This is a genomic window from Lysinibacillus sp. FSL H8-0500, assembly GCF_038051955.1.
In the GTDB taxonomy this organism is placed as follows: domain Bacteria; phylum Bacillota; class Bacilli; order Bacillales_A; family Planococcaceae; genus Lysinibacillus; species Lysinibacillus macroides.
Genome location: NZ_CP150292.1, coordinates 1,446,533 through 1,472,535, shown reverse-complemented (window position 1 = coordinate 1,472,535; position 26,003 = coordinate 1,446,533). Strand labels below are relative to the sequence as shown.

The window sequence follows — 26,003 nt, the reverse complement described above, 5'->3', positions numbered from 1 at the left end:
ACACTCCTTCTCTTACATTAGATCGTTCTTTCTTTTTTACTCGTCATAATTTGAAGAAGTACAGCAGCAATAATAATAATTCCTTTAATAATATCCTGAGGATATGACGGTACAGCCATTAAATTCATAATGTTACCAATAAGACCAAGAATCAAAGCGCCTGCTACGGTATTGAGCACAAAGCCCTTTCCGCCCATTAAGCTTGCTCCACCAATAACAACTGCTGCAATGGCATCTAGCTCTTGCCCCATGCCAATCGTGGCACTACCAGTAGATGTACGTGAAGCCACAAACACACCTGCTAATGCAGCAAGTGCACCAGAAATTGCATAGGTAGACATCACATAAACCTTTGTGCGAACACCTGCTAATTGAACAGCTGTTTCATTACTTCCAATCGCGACAACCTTACGTCCAAAACCTGTATAACGTTGAATAAATGTAAACATCACAATTAATAACATTGCTATCCAAATAAGTGGATATAGGAAATCTTTACTTGTCAAGACATCAATTGTTCCAGTTTCAACCTTTATAGGTCTACCTTCTGTTAAAACAAAGGCTACCCCTCTAGCAATTGTCATCGTTGCTAATGTCGCGACAAACCCTTGAATACCGGTATAAGCTACAAGCGCACCAGAAAAAACACCAAATAATAGACCCACAATAACTGCTACTGCAATGGATACAGAAAAATGTAAACCTATATCAGTAATCAAAAGTGCTGATATTGTCGCCCCTAATGCCATAATAGAACCTACTGATAAATCAATACCACCGGCTAAAATTACATACAGCAAACCAATTGCTACAAGTATTGGACCTGCTTGCTGTAATAAAATATTACGAATATTCATGGTTGTTAAAAATGTATCAGAAAGCATTGCACTAATAATGATGAGCAGCAATAAAATAATAAACGTATTATTATTAATTAAAAACTCTTTCCAGTTAAATTTCTTAGCTGTAGATGTCATCATTTAAACCCCCATCGCTAATTTGATTAAATTGTTTTCTGTTAAAAATTCTTTCTCTAAATTCCCTGTAATTTGTCCCTCACGCATGACGATTGCGCGGTCGCAAAGCCCTATAATTTCAGGCATTTCCGAGGAAATAACAATAATAGCAACACCTTTTTCCGCCAAATCATTAATGAGCTTATAAATTTCTGTTTTAGCACCTACATCTACTCCACGAGTTGGCTCATCGAGAATGATTAATTTCGTATCAATTGCTAACCATTTAGCAAGTGCTATTTTTTGTTGATTACCGCCACTTAAACTATCAGCGAGATCTTCTGTTGAACCATACTTTGTATTAATACGTGCTAATAATGTTGCAACTTCCTGCTTTTCTTTTGCATGTGCAATCCATCCATTCGATTGGTTGGATACCATTGTTGTATTTATACGAATAGATTGTTTTAACAACAATCCCTGTTTTTTTCGATCTTCAGGTAATAGGCCAATTCCTAATTTAATAGCTTGTTTAGGGCTTTTTACATTAATTTCATTTCCAAAATAAATAATTTTTCCATTCTTTTTTGGAGAAGCACCAAAAATAACTCTCATTGTCTCTGTTCTACCTGAGCCAACTAAGCCACTAAATCCAACTACTTCACCAGCTTGAACGGAAAAACTTACATCGCGAATAAGTTCCTCTGTAGATAGATTTTCAACACGTAAAACCTCTTGACCAATAGCAGCATGTCTTTCAGGGAATAATGTTTGAATTTCTCGTCCAACCATCATTGTCACAAGCTGCTCTTTTGTAATCGATTTTGTTGCTACTGTATCCACATACTTTCCATCTTTTAACACAGTAATTTTATCGCTAATCGCAAATAATTCTTCGAGGCGATGTGAAATATAGACAATCGTCACACCTTGTGCTTGTAATTTTTTGATTAATTCTAATAATTTTTGAGTTTCAGAATGCGTAAGTACTGCTGTTGGTTCATCAAATACAAGAACCTTAGAATTTTTCGCGAGACATTTACAAATTTCGATAATTTGTTGATAGGCTACACTTAATTCTCCTACCTTTTTATTTGGATCAATATGGCCAAATCCAATTTTCTCTAGCTCTCGTTGTGCATCTTTCCTCATTTTCTTCCAATTTATAAAAATACCACTATTGCTTAATTTATCGATATAGATATTCTCTGCAACTGTCAAATCAGGAGCAAGCATAAATTCTTGGTAAATAACCGAAACGCCCATATCAATCATCGCTTTCGGTGTTGCTGTTTTTGCTTCCTGACCATCAATAACGATCGTACCTGTATCTTTTGCATAAGCACCAGCCAATATTTTCATTAGCGTGGATTTTCCTGCTCCATTTTCACCAATCAGAGCATGTATTTCTCCTTTTTGCACTTTTAATTGCACATCATTCAGTGCCTGAACACCACCAAAGTGTTTTGATATATGATTCATTTCGACGATGTATTTAGAATCCAATTTGCCTACACTCCTTCCTTGTTCTTCATCTTACTAATAAGCTAAATGAATTATATGTATAGAGAATCCCCACTCTCACCTTTCGAAAGGGGGGATTCTTTACTATTTAGAACTTTTAGAATCCAAACTCGTAATATTCATCTACGTTGTCTTGTTTAACAGCTGCTGGTTGCGTTAATGTAATTTCTTCATAGCTTTCTGGATCTTTGCCATCCACTAAAATTTCTTTCGCGATTTCTACACCCAATTTTGCTACCTTGAATGGGCTGTTTTCACCTGTTGCGAAATATTTACCTTCTTTAATTAAATCGTAGGCCTCAATCGCTCCGTCTGCTGCTGCTACAATGTCTACATTTGAGCTATTAGCATTTTCAAGAGCTGTCATTGCACCAAATAACATCTGATCATTTTCACCTAATACCGTTGTGATATTTGGATTTGCTGTAATAAGGTCCTCCGCAGCAGTTAAACCTTCCTCACGTGTCCAAGCGCCCCAACCTTGTCCAACTACAGAAAACTTTGCTTCTGTATTTGTCGCTTTACCACTTGAAGCAAGTTGTGCATCCATTTCGTCTGCTAGCTTCCATGCCTCTTCCTCTGTCACACCTAGCTTACCTTCTAAAATACCAGCAAATAAACCTGTTCGACGTTCAGTACCTGCTACATTCCCTTTTGCACCACTTAAAACAATAGAGATGATTTCTTCATCACCCATTTTTTCAGCATACGCTAAACCTACTAATCGACCATTTTGTTTATTGTCAGAATAAACCGTTGTCACATCATTTGCTTCTTCCGCGACACCACTATCTAAGTTAATAACGGGAATACCCGCTTCAGCTGCTTTATTAATGCTTGGTACTACTGCGTCTGGCTCTGTTGCATCAAGGAAAATTAAATCCATACCTTGTGAAATAAATGTTTCCATGTTTTCAGCTTCTTTTGTTGAATCACCATTTGCATCAAGAACAGTTACTTTCCAGCCCTCAGCTTCTGCATACTCTTTCACAGCTTCCACTAGCGATACAAAATAGGGTGAGTCTTGCGTTTTAATAGCAAAACCTACTTTAAATGTGTCATCCCCTTTACCATCCCCTGAAGAATTTGAATCCCCTCCACTACATGCGGCTGTGATAAGCATCACTGCAAATAGAGCTACAAATAACATCAACTTTTTTACCTTCATTGTTTTTCCCCCTTATTATTTAATCATCATAATATCACTATATCCTAATGTCATGACATTACAACTTAATAAATATACTATACTATCTAAAGGAAGCGTTTACAACCATATTTTTCGAGTATTCAGTAAATATTTTATTTCTACCCTTAAATAATAGTAAATCCTCCATCTATTACAAGCTCGCTTCCTGTCGTAAAAGATGCTGCATCTGATAATAAGTAGATAACTGCCCCCATTAATTCAGCTGGATCACCTAGACGTTGCATCGGCGTCAATGTAGCCCATTGTTCTCGCCAATCCTCTCGAACAAAAGAAGTAAGCTCTGTAAACATATAGCCTGGACTAATACAGTTTACTCGAATACCATACTGAGCCCATTCATAGGCTAAGGATTTTGTTAAATGTGTAACACCGGCCTTTGATGTATTATATGATGCCTGTAATTGTGGATAATTCACAATAATACCTGACATGGATGCTGTATTAACAATCGCACCCTTGATTTTATTTTCTACTAAATACTTTCCAAATAGCTGAGCGACATAATAAACCCCATTTAGATTGACATCAATCACACGCTTCCATTCTTCTGGTGTTGCTTCAATAACTGGCTTTTGAATAACAATTCCTGCATTATTAAAAAGCAGCTCAATACTCCCCATTTCATGAATTGAACGCTCTAATGCCTGTTGAATCTCCTGATAATTTGTTACATCTACTTTCTGAGAAAATGTCTTTCTTCCTGTATTCTTGGCAATTTCTTTTGCTGTCGCTTCCGCCTGCTCCCCATTAATATCAAAAATCACCACATTGGCTCCTGCTTTTGCTAAGCCTTCTCCAACTGTTTTACCAATGCCCCGAGCTCCCCCTGTAATTAAAACGGTTTTGCCCTCTAATGAAAATAACTCTGTCAATATTTGCATCGCTCTACCTCCTACTTTTCCACATATACTTCCACTTTTGAGAAAATCTCTTCTACCTTATTCAAATCAATATCGCCTGTTTTTTCAGATAAAGTGTTTACAGCTGAAACCGCTACACTATAACGCAACATTTCCTCAGGTGTCTTGCCTTGTGCAATAGAAACCGCTAATGCAGCTACCATAGAATCTCCCGAGCCAACAACATTCACCACCTCCATTTTTGGTGGAACAGCACGAATAACCCGATCCTTCATAACCAATAAAGCTCCATTTTCGCCCAAAGAAACTACTACATATTTCACATAATTGTTTACTAACTTATCACTAGCTCTAATAATATCTTCTATAGAAGCGATTTCTCCTCCTACTAGCTGCCTTAGCTCTTGCTGATTTGGTTTAATTAACGTTGGCTCTCCCTCGATACCACACTTCAATAATTCTCCACTTGTATCTAACAACACTGGAATACACTTTGTTTTACACAAGGCAATAAGTTGGTTATATACCGTTTTTGGCATCCCCACCATTGCGCTACCAGAAAAAGTAACAACTTTAGCTTCAGCTAGCATAGCTGAAAATTCCTTGATAAAAGATTCTAAATGCACTTCTTCTAATTGCTCACCCGACTCTAACAACTCTGTCGATATACCTGATTCATCAACAATGTTCATACATTTTCGTGTTTCAATTGGCGCTTCCATAAAATGATGGGCTATTCCATCTTCTTTCACTAATTGCAATATCCTTTGACCATTAAAGCCACCAATAATACCCGTTGCTTTTACATCTGCCTGCAATTGGTGAATGACTCTCGCTACATTTAGTCCTTTTCCACCAGCAGTTACTACTTGCTTCGCTACACGATGTACATTCCCAATTCTGAAATGAGGGACATAATAATAATGATCAAGTGCAATATTTAGCGTAACAGCAAGAATCATTTTGACACCTCCATAAAACTCTTCATAAGCCTTTTTCTAAAATACAATTTTGCGTTCTATTTACTAATTTTAGGAATTTATATAGTCATGATACATCTCTTCAGACAGTAGCTTTGATAATCTTAAATATTCAGTCATCGCTTGCTGATAAACGGTCACATTCTCGCTATTTGGAATATGCTCCCTTTGCAGTTGAATTGTTTGACTAACAGCCTCTTCAAATGATGAATAAACTCCCACGCCAACACCTGCCAACAGAGCTGCCCCCCAAGTTGTTGCTGTATCTGAACCGGGGACGTTTATTTTACAATTGGTCACATCTGCATAAATTTGTATCCACAATTCACTATTTGCTGCACCTCCCATTGCATAAAGGGACAGTTTTTCTATCTCTACGCCTGCTTCTTGGGCCACAAGTAAATTATGATTCACTGATAATGCTACTCCCTCTAAAACAGCTCGAATCATATGGTCTCTCGATTTATCAAAGCTTAAACCATAGAATACACCTTTCGCCTGTGGATTCCACAAAGGACTTCTTTCTCCAGATAAATAAGGTAAAAATAACACACCGTCAGACCCTGGCTTAATCGTCGCTGCCTTCATGGTAAACTCTTGGAATGATTGTTGTGTACCAAACTCCTGTTTAAACCATCGTAAAGCACCGCCTCCACCAACTGTTCCTCCCTGTAAAAGCCATCTATCGGGAATAACATGAGGAGAGAAAATTAAATCAGGATGTGCCTTTACCTCATCTAAGCAAATGCTTACCCCACCTGCCTGTCCTCCTTGAAGCTGTGTTTCAAATGCTTGCAGAACGCCTGCCCCTAAAGTGCCACACGCTGCATCTAATCCACCTGCCACAACAGGCGTGCCAATAGCTAAGCCTGTTTGTTCGTAAGCCTTATCATGTACATAACCAATAACTTCATGGGAAGCATAGATTGGTGGTAATTTCTCTAAAGGGATGCCCAATTTACTGGCTAATTGCATATTATATTCATAATTCACAGGATCATAAATATGCAAGCCATAATTTTGGCATCTATCGGATGAAAATACACCCGTCAATTTCAATGCAATATAGCTATTGCTTTGCAGAAATTGATAGGTTTCTTCAAAAAGCTTAGGCTCATGCTTCTTGAACCATATTAACTTTGGTGTTGTATAAGATGGAGACCATGTATTTTTGGAAATACTAAAAATTTCTTCCTTTGAGACGTTTCCTTCAACATCTTTCCACACATTTCTTGCTCTTGTATCAAGCCAAATGGGGGTTTTACGTAAACAATTTCCCTCTTTATCCACTGGTATAGCTGCCCATCCTTGTCCTGCAATCCCTATACCAGCAATTTCATCCCCTTTAATCGTTTCAGTAGTTAAAATTTTGCGAATACAAAATGCGATTTTATTCCACCATTCATCTGGATCTTGTTCTACCCACCCATCGTGAGGATAGTAAAGGGGATAGGTTTCACTCTCTTGTGCTACAATCTGCCCATTAAAGTGAAATAAAGTAATTTTACAGGAAGAAGTTCCAATATCAATTCCGAGTAAATATTTTTTCATTGTTATCACGCCTTCAGCTATACTAAATATTTATTATTTTCAGGCAATTATAGACGGATAATTCCCATCTATTTCATTTTTTAAAAGATAGGCTTTAACCATTTATCTACATTGCACATACCCTATCTTCTCTTACAATTTCTGCTTATGATGAGTGAATGATTCATTAGCGTGAACTAATAGACAGATTTATGTTTTTCATATACCTTCTGTAGCGCAAAATAGAAGTCATCAAATTGTCTTTTAGCCAATTGATACGTTTTATTCAACTGTGGGTTAGGCTGTTGGGAATCTTGAATATGCAAGAAATTTTCAATAACATCAAAGCTATCGTACATACCTGCACCAACACCTCCTATAATTGCCGCTCCCATAGATCCAGCTTCATCCAAATAATTAGGGATATGGACAGGTAACTGAAAAACATCCGCAATAATTTGACGCCAAACCTTACTTTTTGCGCCGCCGCCAATTAAAATCAATTCATCTATGTCGATATGTTCCTTTAAAATGTCATAAATAATTCCTAGATTATAGGTAACACCTTCTATAACACTTCTTAGCATCTCTTCATGAGTAGTATCTGATTTAATCCCTACATAGCTCCCTTTCGAAACAGCGTCCCAGCGCGGAGCTCGCTCTCCCAAAAAGTAAGGTAAAAATAGCACACCTCCTGAACCAGCAGCCGCCTTCTCAATCTTGTCATTGATTAGATCGTATGGAGAACTACCTGTTTGCTCAGCAGCTTGTAGTTCCGCCTGACATAGCGTTTCCTTCATCCAGTTGAATGAGCCACCTGCATATTGCATTGTACCATTAGGGGCATAGTATCCGGGAATAGCATGTGCCCATGTTACAATACGCATTTCTGGATCAAAAATAGGCTTTTTAGAAGTCGTAGTCACCCATGCAGATGTCCCAAGAGAGCAGTATGTCTTTCCTTCCCGCACCGATCCCGCACCAATATTTGCTGTCACACCATCTCCAGCACCAATCACAACTTTTGTTCCTTCTGCAAGACCAGTCGCTTTTGCTGCATCTGGTAAAATGACACCTGCTTGATAAGTAGATGGCTGTAAGTCAGGCAGTTTCGAGCTATCAATCCCACTCGCCTCAATAATACGATTAGACCATGTAAATGTATGTAAATCAAAACAGCCCATACTATTTCCATCTGAATAATCGGTAACAAAAGCACCTGTTAATTTAAAGACAATATAATCTTTAGCATTTAGTGTCTTATAGGCTTTATTATAAATTTCAGGCTCATTATCACGTATCCACATTAATTTTTGTATACCATAAGAAGGTGTGTTACGATGCCCCACAATGTGATAAAACTCTGTTTGAGAAATACCTTGCTCTAATTCACTTGACTGCTTAACTGCGCGTTGGTCAGCCCAAATAATGGATGGTCGCAATGGCTCCCCATCTTGATCTACTACTAAGCACCCCATCATTTGACCACTAAAGCTCACTACCTCAATTTGTTGTGGGTCAATTTTCGAGTTTTTAAGGATATTCAAAGTAGATGAACAAACCGCATTCCACCAATCATCTGGGTTTTGTTCTACCCAATTTTCATTAAAATAGTGCGTGGGATACGAAGAAATATAACTATCTACTAATCTTCCTGATTCATGAAATAATGTTGCCTTATTTCCTGAAGTACCAAGATCATGTGCTAAAATATATCTTTCCACTTTTCTGCTCACTCCTATTTAAGTAGCTGTAATAATAATTTCAAAACTGTTCTTATCCCCCCTATAACGGGCAATAGAATATTCAATTGGTTCATCTCGATAATTAAACCCAATCGAAATAAATCGCTGAACAGCCTTACCTTTTTCCATATTCAAATAGTCAAAATCGTATTTTTCCGATTCAACCGCCTCAATATAGCGTCTAATTTTACGTATCTGTGTTTCCTTAGATTCGCCTAAAACAGGGTACAATGATTCCTTAACAAAATCTCTTTCAATTACAAATTTACATTTATTATAAGGAAGATATGTTTTAACCATCACAATAGGCTCATTATCTGCAAACCTTCGTCGATGTAAATAAATAACCTTTGAGCCTAATGGAATATTTAATTTATCCGAGACAAACCCAGGAACATCTATTACTTCTAATTCCAATACTTCTGTACTTGGTGTCATACCAAGATCTCTTATCTGGTCATTAAATGAACCAAGTGCTTGAATAAAGCTTTGTTCAATTTTTGGCGCTTTTACAAATGTTCCTTTACTTTTTACCCTATATAACCAACCTTCCTGAACAAGCTCAGCTACTGCTTGACGTACAGTCGTGCGACTAATGCCATAAATAGCGCTTAATTCTTTTTCGACTGGTATTGCATCACCTACTTGCAATGTTCCATCTTTAATATCGTTTAGAATCAATTCCTTTAATTGGTAATATAAGGGAATAGGTACTGATTTATCTAATTGATGAGCCATATTTATACCTCCAAAATGCAGTTGTTTAATCATGAATAAGTCCGTTTTTTAGTCAGTAAAGTTCCATCTATAAAAGGAGCTTTCCATAAGATTATTTTATATAAAGATTCTAGTTAAAAGCAAAGTATTCTGGAATATTTATGTATGTGCTTCTTCATAAATTTGATAATATTAGCAGTACATATTTTACAACACTTATTAATTATTGTATAAATTAGACTTTACTCATAGAATTCAAATGTAAATGACAAATTTTTATTGCCTATAAAAAATGGCTCATGATTTACTAATTCCATTAACATTTTGCAAAATTTTTATTCCCTTACAATAAACTAGCTTTTATAAGAAAGATATGTATGGATCGCTCACCTCTACATACAACCAATAATGAGGATGGGCTCAATAAAATAGGAAAACTAGTACTGCTCATTATTAGTTTATATTTTGCAATATTCAGACTTGACTAACTAGTAAACGCTTACTTATAGTTTATTATATCATTAAGTTGAAATATATCAATGTTATTATGTAGTGACATAATGATTTTAGAGGAGGAAGTAAGGAATGAAATACGGTGTTTACTATGCTTATTGGGAAAATGAATGGGCTACATCTTTTGAAAAGTATATTCAAAAGGTAAAAAAACTGGGATTTGATGTTTTGGAAGTAGCTGCTCTTGGATTAGTGAACCTCTCTAACGAACAGTTAAAACATCTTAACTATTTAGCAAAGGAGCAGCAAATTTCATTAACAGCTGGGATTGGTATTCCCCAAGAATATGATATAAGCTCACCTAACAAGGAAACACGAGAAAAAGGGCTTCAATTTATGAAAAATATATTGAATAAATTAGAAATAGCCGGAATAGATCGTATAGGTGGTACAGTTTATTCTTACTGGCCTGTAGACTACTCCCAGCCTTTTGATAAAGAAGAAGTACGTAAATATTCTATTGCTAGTGTGAAAGAACTTGCTGATTATGCAAAACAAAAGGGTATTACTTTATTAATAGAAACATTGAATCGTTTTGAGCAATTTTTGATTAACGATGTGGAAGAAGCACTTGTCTTTGTTCGCGAAGTTGACAAGGAAAATGTGCAAATTATGTTAGATACATTCCATATGAATATTGAAGAAGACTCTATTCCAGATGCCATTCGAAAAGCAGGGGAGCATTTGGGGCATCTACATATAGGGGAGGGAAATCGAAAGGTTCCAGGACAAGGAAACTTAAATTGGCAAGAGATAGGTGATGCTTTAAAAGATATTCACTACGATGGATTTATCGTTATGGAGCCATTTGTCAAGATGGGTGGACAGGTTGGAAAAGATATTAAAGTTTGGCGAGACTTAAGTAAAAATGCCTCCGAAGCACAATTAGACCAAGAAATTAAACAATCCTTAACGTTTGTCAAATCTATGTTCACGCGTTAGCATTCATTTCTTTATTTCCGTATAAAATAGCAAGGGGCTCTTCATTAAAAGATATATTGAATGAAGAGCCCTGTTTAAATTATTTTACATTATATACCTGTCAAAAAGTTATACAACTAGCTCTCACACCATACATCCCCTATTAGAAATACCATCCTGCACGGTTGATATTGGCATTGCATTCCTTCCTTTTTAAAAAAGAACTGCTTCAATAAATCGCAGCAAGTAGTATTAACAAAAGGGAGATTGCTATGTCATTAGCGGACATGTGGTGTCAAGAAGGCAAAGCAAAAAGACTAGCCGAAACAACCATTCTTTTATTAACACAAAAATTTGGAAAAGTGCCTTCAGATATGAAAGAACGTATCACAAAAATGGATACAGATAGCTTAAAAATATTATTTATCAATATCTTTAATTTCACAGCTATTGATGCAGCAAAATACTATCTTCAATAACTTTTTGGGAAAAAATAAAAATCAAACTATATTCTAAAATGTAGCCTGATCTTTATATAACATTATTTATTCACTAAAAATTGTACTCATCATTTGGATTTCTTCAGCCGTTAATTGGACATCCAATGTTTTTAAATTATTTAAAAGCTGCCCTGCTCGCTTATTCGGCTCTTCCAATAAAGCCCCATTTCTCCTACTAGATAAAACAATAAAAATGGATTTGGCAAACGAATTGTTGACCAAATCCATTTTATTCTTATTTAATTGGAATCCAAATTTCAGAGTAGGCATCAGGGCCATAGGCATCTTCATTTGGATAGACCTCAAGCTCAGCCGTCCCTGCTGGCTCGTATGGATTGGATGGGAACCACTCTGAATAAATTTGCTTCCACGTATTTTGCATCGCATCTGGCATAGGACCATGTACCTCAAAGATCACCCATTTAGATGCAGGTACTTCCATTGTAAGAAGCCCCTCTTCCGCATCACCTACATGATCTGTAGCAATCCAGTAATCAATAAAGCCTTTTTGTCCTTGGCTTGTATTTGGTACACAGACCCCTAGCACGCCATGGATATTACCATTATTTAATTGGAAAAGCTGATAGTCGAAGCCATTTTGATTCACCTCTTGCCAAAATAGCGGAATTTCTCGTGTGTTTTCTCCATCCTGACAATTATACGTTCTTTTTATACCGACAATTTGAAACTTTTCTTTTTCTACGATTTTATATTTCATTGGCTCTGCTCCCTTCAAGCTTACCTGAATAATCAGGCGATTGTATGATTGTAATGCTCCTTGCCTTTTTCTTGCTTCACTAGGCGTTACATAATGCTGCTTACGAAATGCTTTTGTAAAAGCCTCAGGAGTTTCATAGCCATATTTGTAGGCGATGTCGATTATTTTATGCTCTGTATTAATTAATTCTTCTGCAGCTAGTGTTAATCTTCTCCGTCGTATATAGTCTGCAATCGACATATCCGTTAAAATCGCAAATGTTCGTTGAAAATGAAAGACAGAAGCATTCACCTCCTGTGCAATCTGTGCAATGGTGATGTTCTCTAATAAATGCTCCTCTATAAAATTAATAGCCTTTTGAATCGACTCAATCCAACTCATTGCTCTCACTCCTTGATACCATCTTAAGTTAGTTCATGCTACTTATCCTGTCTTTTTATGCTATCCTTGGACAGTAAATTTTGAGAATGATGTTGTTAATTGTAGTGAGTTGGAAGGTACGTTGCATTTGTGGAGTATACGGATTTCAGCTAAGGTAGGGTAAAGCTCACTCATGATAACTATAAATAATTAGAGCTGAATGAATAATGGTTTGCTCCCCTATATAAAGAGTATTATATTTAATATCAATAATAAAAAAGTCACTTAAATCGACTAACGCACGATTAATATCATGTTCAAATTGCACAATATCATTATTTTGTATCGTCACAACTTGGGTTGTTTGTGTCATTGTCCACGCTCCTTTTCTCTAATCATAGAACAGAAGGAAGTCATTGTCACATACTAAAAATCCACTTCACTTTCCAATATAATGAAGTGGATGTTATCATTTCAAAAAAATGGCTTTAATACATCGTTAAATATTCCTCGCGCTCCCAAGTATGAACGCGTGTGCGATATTTATTCCATTCTATTTCTTTAGCGGCTGTAAATTTTCCTAAAATATGGTTACCTAATGCCTCACACACTACAGTATCCATCTCCAATTCAATAAGTGCATGTTCTAGTGAAGAGGGCAAGCTCTCAATGCCATTTAGCTCCCGTTCATCTTGAGACATTTTATAAATATTACGATTAACCGCATCAGGTGGTGTTAAATCCTTCCGTATGCCATCGAGACCAGATGCTAGAATAACTGCCATTGCCAAATAGGGGTTTGCGGCTGGGTCCACTGAACGTAATTCAACTCGCGTTGATAATCCACGTGCTGCAGGAATACGAATTAGTGGGGAGCGGTTTTGTGCAGACCATGCTACATAGCAAGGCGCCTCGTAGCCAGGCACTAAGCGTTTATAGGAATTCACAAGCGGATTCGTGACCGCTGTAAAGCCATGCACATGCTTCATAATCCCTGCTATAAAGCTACGTGCTGTTTGGCTTAATTGTAGCTCTGCATGCTCATCATAGAAGGCATTTTTATCACCTTCAAATAAAGAAAGGTTAAAATGCATGCCTGAGCCATTAACACCAAACAGTGGCTTTGGCATAAATGTCGCATGTAGCCCATGTCGTGCAGCGATTGTTTTCACAACAAGCTTAAACGTTTGAATATTGTCACATGCTTCAATGGCACTTGCATACTTAAAGTCAATCTCATGCTGACCGGGCGCTACCTCATGATGAGAAGCTTCAATTTCAAAGCCCATTTCTTCTAATTCCAGAACGATATCACGACGACAATTCTCTCCAAGATCAGTTGGCGCTAAATCAAAATAACCACCGCTATCATTTAATTCAAGCGTTGGATGCCCTTTATCATCCAACTTAAAAAGGAAAAATTCTGGCTCTGGCCCTAAATTAAATGATGTAAAGCCTAATTCCTCCATTTCCTTTAAGACACGCTTTAGATTGGAACGGGGATCACCCTCAAAAGGTGTACCATCTGGTCGAGTAATATCACAAATAAAACGTGCTACCTTACCCTTCTCTGCTGTCCAAGGAAAAATAACAAATGTATCATAGTCAGGCTTTAAATACATATCCGATTCCTCAATACGTACAAAGCCTTCGATGGAGGAGCCATCAAACATCACTTTATTGTCTAATGCTTTTTCTAGTTGACTAACAGGAATCTCTACATTTTTAATTGTTCCTAATATATCTGTAAATTGTAGGCGAATAAACTTCACATTTTCTTCCTTTATTCGGCGTATAATATCTTCTCTTGTATAATGTTTCATTCTTCACCACTCCAATGTAATTTAAATTAACATCAATTATTAATAACTGCTTTTAAATTACATTAAAAAGAATATTCACGCAATACATATGTTATATTTCATTACATTGTTTTTTTCGAAGATATTAATGTCTTTTTAAGATGAATGATGGTTGGTTCGATTATAAATAGTTACGTACAGTCCTAACATATGTGTTTTTTTACCAATTAAAAAACATCTCTAGTAGTGAATGATTTTAAACGCATGTTCTCAATCCCCTGCGATGCCCTAAAGCCAGTACTAGCAAAGAAATAAAGATTCCCGAGGGATGAAAAAGAAGAATCAGTGAAATGAAAGAGAACCTTCATCAATTAAGTTTCACTTTATATCACAAAAGTCTTGTATAATGGCATATTTATTGGTAAATTTATAGCAAATTAGAATTTTTATTTTATTCATGAGCTAAGTAAAGATGGCGTATATACTTATAGTTAGAAATTATTACATCAGATTCCTAGAATTCTTCTATTGAAAGATACATAAGGCGGTGAATTTAGTAAGCATGTCAGTATTAATTATTGGCAACGTGAGTAATGATGTATTGCGTCTGCAAAAATATTTTCATCGTATCAACATTCAAAATATTCATTGCTTTTCAACGCACGAGGCAGCAATGAATTATTTATTCAATTCTTCTTTAAAAGAAGAGCTGGAATTAATTATACTTGATGTTAAAATGACGCTTAAAAATTGCGAGGAAATTTGCCAGCACATTCACGCATTGAAAAACTGGATTGATGTCCCTATTCTGCTATCTACAACTTACGAAAAAACCGTTACAATTGATAGAGCTTTTGAAGCGGGTATTTTCGATTTTATTTTAAAGCCATTTGATTTCACCCAGTTTAAGACACGCATTCAGGTCGCCTCAAAATACCAGCAGGAGGTCAAGATTCGAAAACAGCAAGAGAGCATGATTCAAAAGGATTTATTTGTCGCAAAAAGGTTTCAAAAGAATGCATTATCTCCACCATTAAATCTCGAGTATGTTCAGATTGATGGACTTTATGTAACATCTAATACATTGGGTGGCGATATGTATTGCTGGTTTAAAATTAATGACCATTTAACGGGCATTCTTCTGTATGATGTAATGGGGCATGGCATCGCTGCGTCACTCGTTACTATGTCTATTCGATCTCTCTTAAAGGGCATCATTACAAAATTGATTGATCCAGTAGCAGCTATTCAGGAACTTAACCGCCAAATTTATGAACTATTTTCAGATGAAGATATGGATCGATTTTTAATAACCGCGATCTACATTCTAATAGATACAAAAAACAGAACTTTACACTATGTGAACGCGGCTCATCCTTCTGGTTTTTTATTTGGAAAATATGGAGAAACGGTATTCCTCCCAGCGAATACGCCTATCCTCGGACTATTCCCTACTATTCAAATAAATAAAAAGATGATACCTTTATCAGGTTGGCATCGTATTATTCTTTATACAGATGGCTTATTAACTGTGAATGGACAAAATTCAATTGATATGGACTTTTTCTATACGTATGCTTCACAAGATAATAGCTATGCGCTGCAAAAATTCTCTCAAGAATACAATTTATTTGATAATGATTACACTGATGATATAACAGTCGTTTCAATAACCATTACATTACAGGGTAGGTGATTGATGATGGAATTCACGCTCAATGTAAATCCTGATACACACGCTATAGCCTTTATTGATCAAGTTATAGAGAATTACACAAATATATACAATCTACCTTATAAAAGAGAATTACGCTTTGTTGTACATGAATTAGTTATAAATGCCGTCGAGGCTATGGGAAAAATAGAAACATGCACAAAAAAAGAGATTCAAATACATGTAATGCAATCCCTTGAGGAAATAACAATAACCGTCACAGATGAAGCTAAGGGGATTGCTGAAAGTGAGTGGGATAGTATTCTACAATTTGATTTAAACAAACTCGATTATTCCGATCGGGGCCGTGGTTTATTTTTTGTTAAAAAGATGGTCGACCATCTTTGGTTTGAAAATATTTCTGAGACAAAATTTTTAGTTGGTATTTCAAAAAAAATTCATCTATAACGCAAATTTGGAGGTATTTTCATGAAACTTTCTATCCGAAAAAAAATAAATCTGCTTATATTTGGCTGTATTCTATTACTTACAACCCTATTAGCAGGCATAAACTTCTTTATTGCTAAAAGTAACCTTTTAGAAAGTGCCGATACAAAGCTGTTATCAGATATTCAGGTAAGTTATGAATATTTAGATGCGAAGTATCCTGGAGATTGGTCTATCCAAAATGATCAGCTCTATAAAGGCGATGTTAATATGGTAGAAAACTTTGAGGTAGCTGATAAAGTTGGCGAGCTTACAAATGGGAATGCTGTATCTATCTTTCAAAACGATACGCGCATTAGTACAAATGTAGTTGAAAATGGTCAGCGTGCATTAAATACAAAAGTATCTGATGAAGTTGCGACTGTTGTATTAGGTGAAAAAAAACGTTTTATCGGTTCGGCAACTGTTTTAGGGAACATGCATCAAGCCGCCTATGATCCGATTTTAAATCGTCAAGGGGAAGTGATTGGCGTATGGGCGACTGCTGTTCCTATTGCTCCCTATGTCAGCATTGCCACAAAATCTGCACTTGAAAATGTAGCAGTGTCCGTAGTGATTGCCATTATCATGATCGGTGGAATTAGTTGGTTTTTACAAAAGCAAATTATTAATCCTATTAATATTCTAAGTACCAATGCTAAGGAACTAGCAGATCTGAATTTAGATGTAAAATTATTAAACCCTAAAGGTCAAGATGAGATTGCTGATTTAGCACGTGCCTTTAGTCATATGAAAAATCAGTTAACAGAGACGATATCGATCGTGGCTAGTAGCGCCAATCAAGTCGCCAACTCCTCACATTCTTTAGCCGAATCATCACATCAAACAAGTGAGGCGTCTAACCAAATCGCACTAACAATGAATGAAATCGCAGTTGGTACTACGACTCAATCTGACCAGGCTGAACAAATTGTATCCATGATGCAAAAAACGCTTGGGGAAGTATCAAACAGCTTACAACAGGCTGAAGCCACTTTAAATAGCGCAATTGAATCAACGCAGATCGCTCGTAAAGGTGAAGAAGCCATCAATGAAGCAATTAAGCATTTAAGTGATGTTACAAAAACCGTGTCTTATGCAACTGATTCTATCCAAAAATTGGGCAAACGTTCTGAAGAAATTGGTGGCATTATTACTGTAATCACTGGCATAGCGGAGCAAACAAATCTACTGGCACTAAATGCAGCGATTGAGGCAGCACGAGCAGGCGATCAAGGAAAAGGCTTTGCTGTTGTTGCATCAGAGGTACGTCAGCTCGCAGAACAATCAAGTTTAGCTGCTGGACAAATTACAAATCTTATTAATGATATTCAGGCCGAAACATCTGTAACCGTAAGAACGATGGAAAGTAATCTATTGGCTGTAGAAGAGCAAGTAACCATTATTAATAAAGGAGGAAGTGCCTTAAAGGAAATCGTGGAGAAGGTTGTTGAAACGGAAGAAGGCGTTGAGCAAATGAAAACTGCATTTACCAATGTAAATAATAATTCCTTAGGTGTGCAGCAGGCTATTCAAGATATTTCTCGTATCATTGAGGATTCTGCAGCAGCAACTGAAGAAATTGCCGCTACATCTGAAGAGCAATATGCAACGGTTGCAGAAATTACGCAAAATTCAGATGAGCTATCGTCAATTGCTGGTAAATTACAACACGAAGTAAATAAATTTAAGTTTTAAATTTTTAGAAGACTTGTAGCGTTGGCATAAGACCCCTATCGCTGACAGCTCAAAGTTTCACAAGAAAAAGAAAATGGAGGCGCTATAGTATGAATCAGAAGAAAATTGCGATGGACATTGGCACAAAGACTGATTATATTTTGATTGCGTTTACTGGTGATTTAGAATATGGGCTAATTGAGGACATAAAAAAGGATCTTCAAGCGCTTAACTTGAACACAAAGCATGGGTACATTATTGATATGCAAAAGGTAACGAATATTGATAGTACTGGTTTTGGTATGATCGTGAATTTTGCAAAAAAAGTATCTGTAAAAGAAAAGAAAATCGCCATTATCGTCGTCGATGATTTCATTCGCAACTTGTTTGCCATTTCGCAGGTCGATAAAGTATTCCCTATTGCAAAAAGCGAGGAGCAGGCAAGGAAGATGATTAAAGAAGATTGGCTAGGTGAACTATCGCTTAACGATTATTAACGCTATTGTGGCCCCATATAGGGTGTATTCCTAGGAGAAGGAATACACCCTATTTTCTTTAATATTGTAAAAGCATGTTGATTAGTACAACGAGAATCACAATGGGCACTACCACTAACATTAATATACGGTATGTCGAATAATACCCTTGTCCCAACTGACTGCCCATCAATAATTCTTTTTTCACAAATTCTTTATCCACAACATGGACAAGGAAAATGGCTATTAATAGATTTCCTAATGGTAGCATTAAGTTTGATACTAAAAAATCAGTAGCATCAAAAATACTCTTCTCAAAAAAGGTTACATTTGCTAGCATACTAGAGGAAAGCGCCGCTGGAATCGCTGCAAGAAATACGATAATACCTAGTAAAACCGACAACAGCAGACGAGATTTCTGAGTGATTTCCATAAATGCCGCTACAATAATTTCATATAAGCTAAATGAGGATGTTAATGTAGCAAATAAAAATAACAACAAAAACATTGCTAAAAATACTTCACCAAATGGCAGTTGACTAAATGCAGTTGGCAACACCATAAATAGCAAACCAGGTCCTGCTGTGGGCTCTAAATCAAAGGCAAAAACAACAGGGAAAATTGCTAATCCTGCTAAAAATGATACAAGCACTGTTAGTATCACCACAGACCCTGCTGAATTTGGCAGACTTACATCCTTTTTTAAATAAGAGCTATATGTCACAAGACAAGAAAATCCAACAGCTAAACCAAAGAAGGATTGACCTAATGCATCTAGCAACGCTCTTCCTGTAATATTCGAAAAATTAGGCCATAAAAAGAATTTTATCCCTTCCATTGCTCCCTCTAATGTTACCGCACGTACAACAAGCACGACGAACATGATGAAAAGCAATGGCATCATCCATTTATTTGCCTTCTCAATACCATTTTGTACGCCTAACGAAATAACAAGTACATTTGCTAGCGTAAATAAAGCTAGTCCTACTAATGTAATCCAAGGTGTTCCAATAACTTTGCCAAATAGTTCAGTTGGATCCGTTGCAGGGTCAATGACAGCACCACTTATACCAAGTCCGCTGTAAATAAAAATCCAGCCTCCTACAACACTATAGAACGTTAATAGTAAAAAACAGCCAAGCACACCCAGACGGCCAATCCAAGCCCAGCCTAGTTTGGTTGGCGCAATTTTTTTATAGGCGGTTACTGCCTCTGACTGTGTACCCCGCCCTAAAATGTATTCAGATAATAACATTGGTAAGCCGATTAATAATGTAAATAGCACAAAGATTAGGAAAAATGCACCTCCCCCACTTTGTCCTGTTACATACGGTAGCTTCCAAATCGCTCCTAGACCGATGGCAGCACCTGCTGATGCTAAAATAAACCCTAATTTGCTAGACCATTGTCCCTTTTTTTCACTCATCTCTTCAATCTCCTCAAACATGCTAAACTCATTCCTATTTTACATGAAAATAGCACACGCGCCTAGGGAGGGCTTCGCTTTTGAGCCCGTCTATCCATCAATTTTGAAGTTCTATCCTACACTTTCACAATTCTATCCGTCAGTCTACGCACTCTATCCACCCCTTCACCTCATCCACATAAAAAAACCTCAAGCATACCATATGCCTGAGGTCCATTTTCTTTATTTTGTTATATACATCGCGCGCTGGCGGTCGATCCATTTACGCATTGTTGTAAATAGTAACGCCATAATAGCCGTTAATAAAATACCTTTTACAATATTAAATGGTAAAATTCCAGCAACGATCATTTTGTAAAGTGAATCACCTACAACAGGCTCCATCCCTAAGAAGTACGTATACATTGGTAAAAATACAGCATAGTTTAAAAAGCTCATGCCTAGTGCCATTACCACTGTTCCAGTCGCTAAGCCACCAATTAAGCCTGTCATGGATTTAAAGCGATTAAAAATAAAGCTTACTGGTAAAATAAACAAAATACCTGTTGTAAAGTTTGCAATATGTCCTACTGGAACACCAGTTGGCGTACCTGAGAAAATCCAGTCCAACACATTTTTAAATAGCTCTACTAGAATTCCAGCCACTGGGCCCATTGTAATAGCTGCTAATAATGCAGGCATATCACTAAAGTCTACTTCCAAAAATGCTGGGAATGGCGGAATTGGGAAATTAAACAGCATTAATAAAAATGAAATACTGCTCAGCATGCCAATCGTAATAAACGATTGAAGTTTAACATTTTTCTTCATAGAAAACTCTCTCCTCTTTGCTGATTCAATCTCGCAAGAAGAAAGGTGACGATCTGCACAATCATTGTTCATATAAAAAACCCCTATGCATTGAAGCATAAGGGAGAAAGGCATGACTAATAAACGTCAGCATTAACTATTTTTGAACACTTTTGATAAAGACATACTAAAAAAGCGTTCGCTCATAGTTAAATTTTCATAACAATGAATGACGATCGTACCTCCATCTTCTCCCATCCAGACTTTAACTGTCGGCCTTGGAATTACACCAAGTCAGCCATGCAAATAAATTTACACAGGTCGCGGGCTGAAGAGTTTAGCATAAATCTCTCGAGTTAATGAAAAATCATTAACGATTTACAACTCTATTACCGCCGGTCGGGATTTTCACCCTGCCCCGAAGATGAATCATATTATTTTATACTACAACTTTACTATAAATAATTATGAGGGAAAAGTAAATAGTTCTGCTTAAAAAAATCCTATTAGTTTTGTATGTATTGTGAAGCAATTGCATCCGAGCCCTCTTGTCATCGCTCAACGCTATAGCTGAATTCAGTAATGCTTTGTACAGCCACTGAATAGCACCAAAAATGAAAATAGAGCATTCTCCTATTGTGAGAATGCCCCATTTCACTTTATTTCTTTGATTCTTCTTCCATGTATTGCTTATTTGGCCCTACAGGCTTTGGTAAATAATTTGTTAAATCGAATCCTTCCCAGCTTTTTTGAATAACATTGTCTAAACGCAGTTGTTGATCAAAGCTAGCAGCTGTCAGCATCATTGCCTCAATTAACTGTGTAGCACGAACTGCTTCCATTGCTGTTAAATCAAGCGGTAGATCAAATGTAACAACAACACCTGCCGTTTCCTCTTTTACGCTGTATGTGATATTTTCAGGAACAGCAGGTATATAGACATCATCATTTTTATTTTTCATTTGTGATAATGCCTCTGTCACTGTTGAGAATGTTTGGCGAAAATCAGGTGATAAATATTCGCTTCCATTTTCATCTTTGTATACATAATAATTAAAATGTTGAGGACCTGTTAAGGACATTGCTAAACTTGGTGTCCCCTCTTGAGAGAACTCATAGGGTGTCCCGTCTTCATTTTGAATCTCAAGTTCTGTATATTCAGAGTCAGAGAATGTATCTTCCAAGGTCCCTTTATACTCATTTTCGGTAGCCGTTGCCACATCATAATCATTTTCTTTCGGCAATACATGGACAAGCTTATCCTCTTCTTCCTTTAGCTCACCCTTATAAGGATGATAATCTGTAAAGCCCTTTGCTTCCTCATCAATTTGAGGAGCGTATTTTTCATACATCTGTAGGGTAGAGGGCTTTTCTCCTTCAAAATCAGCTGCTACACGCTCATTGGGGATTACATAGGTCATTGGGACACTTTCTGCGTCACGTCCTGCCAAACCAATACGGAAAGCAACAGCATCCGTTAAATCATCCTCATAGACAGAGGAACGTAAGGATAAAAAGCGTTCATGCTCCTTTACAATATTGGACTGGAGCGCCTCGTTTGATATAGAGGCATCCTTTGCAGCAGCGCTTTCCTCTACAGCATCGTTCTCTGGTGTAGCTGCATACTGAGCTGTTTCAGCAGTGCTAGCCTGGTCTTTTTGCTCAGCCTTGTTATTCATCAATACTGAGCCTACAAGTAGCGTTAACGCAAAAACTGCTGCAACGCTCATAAAAATCTGCATTTGACGAAGCTTCGATCGTGTTGTTGGTTCTTGTCCTGCAGAATGATCCTGTTGATTTTGTTCATCTTCTATTGGTTGTTGCATAGCTTCCTGTAGGTGAACATTATCTTGCAAGCGGGCATCCGCCAATAACCGATTTAATAGCTCTTCTTTAGAACGGTGGTCAGAAAGCTTAGGGGCATTGTGTAATACATGTTCAAGGTGTTCATCATCAAATTGCTTATGCGTCATTGCCGTTTCGCCTCCTGTTCTTTAATCGGCTGTAGCTGTTGCCTTAAAAACTTAATGGCACGATGCTGCGTTGTTTTCACCTTTGCTTCTGTCCAATCTAATATCTGTGCAGTTTCTGCAATCGATAAATCCTGAAAATAGCGCATAATAATGACCATTTTTTGATCACCTGAACATTTTTCAAGTGCTGATGCTACTTGCATAAATTCATCACTGGCCTGTAGCATATCCTCCGGTGATGGTGTGGTTGAATGGAGCTGTTCCGTTTCCCAGTCAAAGAAATCAAGTGAATGCTTTTGACGCACTGCTTGTTTGCGAAAATGATCAATGGCAACATTTTTCGCAATTGCAAATAGCCATGTTTTCTCACTGCTATTGCCTGCAAATTGGTCATATGAGCGCAATACACGGACATACACTTCATGCGCCAAATCTTCCGCAAGCGTACGATTTTTTACTAAGTATATTAGAAACTGGAACACGTCTTGATGATATGCATCGTATAGTCGATGGAACACGGAGTCATTCAAAGCACTCCACCCCCGTTCTATAATATTTGTCGTTTTACGTTCCCAGAAGTTACAGCCAATTAATAGTAATCACGGTTATTAATCGAACGGTAAATAAAACGTAAAGGTTGTGCCTTCCTTCAGCACACTGTCTACCATAATATTGCCTGAGTGTGCCTTGATAATATTTCTAGCAATGGCTAAGCCAAGCCCTGTACCACCTTTAGAGCGAGTGCGTGCCTTATCTGCCTTATAAAAACGTTCAAAAACATAAGGTAAATCTTCCTGAGGAATGCCATGTCCTGTATCCTGGACAGAAATTTTTGCAAAGGTTGGCTCCTGCTCTACTTTTACAGTGACCGCTCCTTCATCTGTATGTCGAAGTGCATTATCCACTAAATTTGTCAGCACTTGTTCAATACGATCCTCATCTATATTAATCATAGCATCATTATTAAATTCACTATCAAAAACTAAACGTACATGCTTTTCCTTAGCCACCTGTGCAAATTTTTGCGTAATTCGTTCGAATGTAGAATTAATCGGTAATTCATCTTTATACAACGTCATATGTCCTGATTCCATACGTGCCAAATCTAATAAATCTGTCACAAGACGTCCCATTCGTTTGGATTCATCATAAATAATTTTGGTAATTTCATTGCGCTCTTCCTGGTCTTGAATAAAATCATCATCCATCAATGCCTCTGAATAGCCTTGCAGCATGGCAATAGGTGTACGCAGCTCATGAGAAACATTGGCAATAAAATCTGAACGTAGCTTTTCTAAGCGATGCTGCTCTGTCATATCACGAATCACAGCGACAGCTCCTCGTATCATTTCACCGCTATAAAGGGGGCTAATCGTAAATGTGTAATAGCTACCGTCCATTTCAATTTCCTCTTCCAGCTTATCCTCAAACATTAACACATGATCAAGCATATGATAGAGCTCAGGTGGAATTGGCTTGGCACTTTGTGAGCCTTTATTAACAAACCACTTTTGCATTAAACGCTCTGCTGGTGGGTTACTTAACAGAATTGTACGGTCACGATTAAAGGTAATTACTGCATCTGTCATCGATGTTAAAATATTCGATAGCTGTTCATTTTCTTGATTAATCACCTCTAAATTATGCTTTAATTGACGCCCCATTTGGTTGAAGGCAACCGCAAGCTGACCAATTTCATCGTTTTGAGCTGTTGGCATTTTCGCTTCAAAATTCCCTTTCGCAATTTCAAATGCTAGCTCTCGCATTTTTCTAAGCGGCGAGGTAATACGCGAGGATAAGAAAAACGCAAAAAATGTTGTTAACACAAATGCGATAAAAGCGGCTAAAAAGACAATTTTCGTTGTTTCTTTAGACGTTTTATGTAATGCATCTGGACTTTGATAAATAAAAACAGCCCCGTGTACAGCATTCTCCACATTCAATGGAAAGCCAAGCACAACATAGGATTCCATTTTTTCTTGATCCACAGAGGACGGCATCATCATTTCTTTAGTGATGGGTTGATCTGATTTAAAAACTTCATGAAATGATCGATTCGCTAAGATTGTATCTTGTATTTCCTTTTTATTGACACCCTCTTGCATCGCAAAGGAAACTTCATTATTACTAATAGCGATAAGCGCGTTAGTACCTGTAGGCAAAATATCCTTTAACAATGCCGAAGTAGATTCCGTTGTTTCATTATCATCTACGATACTTGCGACTGTTGCAGCAGTTTGACGCAAAGACATTTCTGCTTGCTGCATATGATAGTTTTGAAGAAACTCAAGCATTAATACCGTGAAAACAAATAATACAAATGAAACGAGAAGCAATATGGTTACCCATAGCTTCCCGACAACGCTGTTCCATATTCTATTCATTGACAACCTCAAACTTGTAGCCAACGCCCCAAACTGTCACAATCATCTTGGCAGCGTTTTCTGACACACGATTGAGCTTTTCACGCAAGCGCTTCACATGTGTGTCAACTGTACGTAAATCCCCAAAGAAATCATAATGCCAAACCTCTTTTAGTAATTGTTCACGGTCAAATACTTTGTCTGGCGATTTTGCTAAGAAGTAGAGTAATTCATATTCCTTTGGTGTTAAATTCACCTCAATGCCCTCCGCTGTCACGCGATGTGCATCATGGTCGATCATCAGATGCTGGAACACCACTAAATCCTTTGAAGAAGATGCATTTGTTGCTGGTGAGAACGCTTGTGAACGACGTAAAATAGCCTTCACACGCAACACAACCTCACGAGGACTAAATGGTTTTACAATATAATCATCTGCGCCAAGCTCAAAGCCCTGTACACGATTCGCTTCCTCACCTTTTGCAGTTAATAAAATAATTGGTGTTGTTGCTCGTTCTCGAATTTCTGCACACACTTCCAGCCCATCTTTTTCGGGCATCATAATATCAAGTAAAATACAGTGATACTCTTTTTCTAAAGATTTTTCGATCGCTTGTTCACCATTTTCTGCCTCGTCAACAAGGTATCCTTCTCGCTCTAGGTACATTTTTAATAAGCGGCGAATACGATCCTCATCGTCTACTACTAATACTGAAATATTTTCTGACACTTTCACGATCCCTCTCTTCTAATCTTTCTCTACCTTCTATTGTACATGGTGTGACACATATTGAAAAGAAAAGAAAGCCTTTTCGCCACAGCG

The 26,003-nt window shown here is 37.2% G+C and carries 23 protein-coding genes and 1 riboswitch; of the genes, 6 read left to right on the top strand and 17 right to left on the bottom strand.

The window, feature by feature from the left end; all coding sequences use genetic code 11:
- Window positions 1-17 precede the first annotated feature (17 nt).
- From MHB44_RS06865 to MHB44_RS06830, 8 genes are all read right to left on the bottom strand, one after another.
- Window positions 18-980: an ABC transporter permease gene (locus tag MHB44_RS06865; RefSeq protein WP_341302104.1), complete on the bottom strand. Its 963-nt coding sequence runs from the start codon at window positions 978-980 to the stop codon at window positions 18-20.
- Entirely contained in the window at window positions 981-2,462 is a 1,482-nt protein-coding gene (locus tag MHB44_RS06860) for a sugar ABC transporter ATP-binding protein (RefSeq protein WP_341302103.1), read from the bottom strand. It lies immediately after the preceding gene.
- Between the two features lie 115 nt (window positions 2,463-2,577).
- Window positions 2,578-3,648, bottom strand: a complete 1,071-nt coding sequence (locus MHB44_RS06855) for a substrate-binding domain-containing protein (protein WP_053994150.1) — start codon at window positions 3,646-3,648, stop codon at window positions 2,578-2,580.
- 146 nt (window positions 3,649-3,794) lie between these two features.
- Window positions 3,795-4,571, bottom strand: a complete 777-nt coding sequence (locus MHB44_RS06850) for a glucose 1-dehydrogenase (protein WP_341302102.1) — start codon at window positions 4,569-4,571, stop codon at window positions 3,795-3,797.
- 11 nt (window positions 4,572-4,582) lie between these two features.
- On the bottom strand, window positions 4,583-5,512 hold the full coding sequence (locus MHB44_RS06845; protein ID WP_341302101.1) for a 1-phosphofructokinase family hexose kinase: 930 nt from the start codon (window positions 5,510-5,512) through the stop codon (window positions 4,583-4,585).
- A gap of 69 nt (window positions 5,513-5,581) precedes the next feature.
- Window positions 5,582-7,081 carry an FGGY-family carbohydrate kinase gene (locus MHB44_RS06840; RefSeq protein WP_341302100.1) on the bottom strand — a complete coding sequence of 500 codons (1,500 nt, stop codon included), beginning with the start codon at window positions 7,079-7,081 and terminating at the stop codon, window positions 5,582-5,584.
- A gap of 176 nt (window positions 7,082-7,257) precedes the next feature.
- On the bottom strand, window positions 7,258-8,784 hold the full coding sequence (gene xylB / locus MHB44_RS06835; RefSeq protein ID WP_341302099.1) for a xylulokinase: 1,527 nt from the start codon (window positions 8,782-8,784) through the stop codon (window positions 7,258-7,260).
- Window positions 8,785-8,802: 18 nt separating this feature from the next.
- Window positions 8,803-9,543: a GntR family transcriptional regulator gene (locus tag MHB44_RS06830; protein ID WP_341302098.1), complete on the bottom strand. Its 741-nt coding sequence runs from the start codon at window positions 9,541-9,543 to the stop codon at window positions 8,803-8,805.
- Between the two features lie 564 nt (window positions 9,544-10,107).
- Here MHB44_RS06830 and MHB44_RS06825 point away from each other — a divergent pair.
- Window positions 10,108-10,977: a sugar phosphate isomerase/epimerase family protein gene (locus MHB44_RS06825; protein WP_341302097.1), complete on the top strand. Its 870-nt coding sequence runs from the start codon at window positions 10,108-10,110 to the stop codon at window positions 10,975-10,977.
- Window positions 10,978-11,228: 251 nt separating this feature from the next.
- On the top strand, window positions 11,229-11,435 hold the full coding sequence (locus tag MHB44_RS06820; protein ID WP_341302096.1) for a DUF4351 domain-containing protein: 207 nt from the start codon (window positions 11,229-11,231) through the stop codon (window positions 11,433-11,435).
- A gap of 256 nt (window positions 11,436-11,691) precedes the next feature.
- Here the strand turns inward: MHB44_RS06820 and MHB44_RS06815 are convergent, their stop codons facing one another.
- The 3 genes from MHB44_RS06815 to glnA form a co-directional block, all read right to left on the bottom strand.
- On the bottom strand, window positions 11,692-12,555 hold the full coding sequence (locus MHB44_RS06815; protein WP_341302095.1) for an AraC family transcriptional regulator: 864 nt from the start codon (window positions 12,553-12,555) through the stop codon (window positions 11,692-11,694).
- A 166-nt stretch (window positions 12,556-12,721) separates the two neighbouring features.
- Window positions 12,722-12,907, bottom strand: a complete 186-nt coding sequence (locus tag MHB44_RS06810; protein WP_341302094.1) for a sporulation protein Cse60 — start codon at window positions 12,905-12,907, stop codon at window positions 12,722-12,724.
- Window positions 12,908-13,022: 115 nt separating this feature from the next.
- Window positions 13,023-14,357, bottom strand: a complete 1,335-nt coding sequence (glnA, locus tag MHB44_RS06805) for a type I glutamate--ammonia ligase (RefSeq protein WP_341302093.1) — start codon at window positions 14,355-14,357, stop codon at window positions 13,023-13,025.
- A gap of 541 nt (window positions 14,358-14,898) precedes the next feature.
- On the opposite strand from glnA, the gene MHB44_RS06800 reads away from it, so the two are divergent.
- The 4 genes from MHB44_RS06800 to MHB44_RS06785 all read left to right on the top strand — a co-directional run bounded on the left by MHB44_RS06800 (window position 14,899) and on the right by MHB44_RS06785 (window position 18,650).
- On the top strand, window positions 14,899-16,032 hold the full coding sequence (locus tag MHB44_RS06800; protein ID WP_341302092.1) for a SpoIIE family protein phosphatase: 1,134 nt from the start codon (window positions 14,899-14,901) through the stop codon (window positions 16,030-16,032).
- Between the two features lie 3 nt (window positions 16,033-16,035).
- Window positions 16,036-16,458: an ATP-binding protein gene (locus MHB44_RS06795; RefSeq protein WP_341302091.1), complete on the top strand. Its 423-nt coding sequence runs from the start codon at window positions 16,036-16,038 to the stop codon at window positions 16,456-16,458.
- Window positions 16,459-16,479: 21 nt separating this feature from the next.
- A complete protein-coding gene (locus tag MHB44_RS06790; protein WP_341302090.1) occupies window positions 16,480-18,174 on the top strand; it encodes a methyl-accepting chemotaxis protein in 1,695 nt (564 codons plus the stop codon).
- Between the two features lie 89 nt (window positions 18,175-18,263).
- Window positions 18,264-18,650, top strand: coding sequence for an STAS domain-containing protein (locus MHB44_RS06785; RefSeq protein WP_341302089.1), 387 nt, complete (start codon window positions 18,264-18,266; stop codon window positions 18,648-18,650).
- 58 nt (window positions 18,651-18,708) lie between these two features.
- Here the strand turns inward: MHB44_RS06785 and MHB44_RS06780 are convergent, their stop codons facing one another.
- The 6 genes from MHB44_RS06780 to MHB44_RS06755 form a co-directional block, all read right to left on the bottom strand.
- Entirely contained in the window at window positions 18,709-20,055 is a 1,347-nt protein-coding gene (locus MHB44_RS06780) for a sodium-dependent transporter (protein ID WP_341302088.1), read from the bottom strand.
- 222 nt (window positions 20,056-20,277) lie between these two features.
- Window positions 20,278-20,865 carry an ECF transporter S component gene (locus MHB44_RS06775; protein ID WP_341302087.1) on the bottom strand — a complete coding sequence of 196 codons (588 nt, stop codon included), beginning with the start codon at window positions 20,863-20,865 and terminating at the stop codon, window positions 20,278-20,280.
- A 221-nt stretch (window positions 20,866-21,086) separates the two neighbouring features.
- Window positions 21,087-21,274, bottom strand: a riboswitch (FMN riboswitch).
- A 229-nt stretch (window positions 21,275-21,503) separates the two neighbouring features.
- A complete protein-coding gene (locus MHB44_RS06770) occupies window positions 21,504-22,817 on the bottom strand; it encodes an RNA polymerase subunit sigma (protein ID WP_341302086.1) in 1,314 nt (437 codons plus the stop codon).
- A complete protein-coding gene (gene sigX, locus MHB44_RS06765) occupies window positions 22,814-23,368 on the bottom strand; it encodes an RNA polymerase sigma factor SigX (protein WP_341302933.1) in 555 nt (184 codons plus the stop codon). Before sigX ends, MHB44_RS06770 begins: the two co-directional genes overlap by 4 nt.
- A 57-nt stretch (window positions 23,369-23,425) precedes the next feature.
- Window positions 23,426-25,201: an ATP-binding protein gene (locus MHB44_RS06760; RefSeq protein WP_341302085.1), complete on the bottom strand. Its 1,776-nt coding sequence runs from the start codon at window positions 25,199-25,201 to the stop codon at window positions 23,426-23,428.
- A complete protein-coding gene (locus MHB44_RS06755) occupies window positions 25,194-25,910 on the bottom strand; it encodes a response regulator transcription factor (RefSeq protein WP_053994132.1) in 717 nt (238 codons plus the stop codon). The genes MHB44_RS06760 and MHB44_RS06755 overlap by 8 nt, the downstream gene beginning before the upstream one ends.
- Window positions 25,911-26,003: the final 93 nt, after the last annotated feature.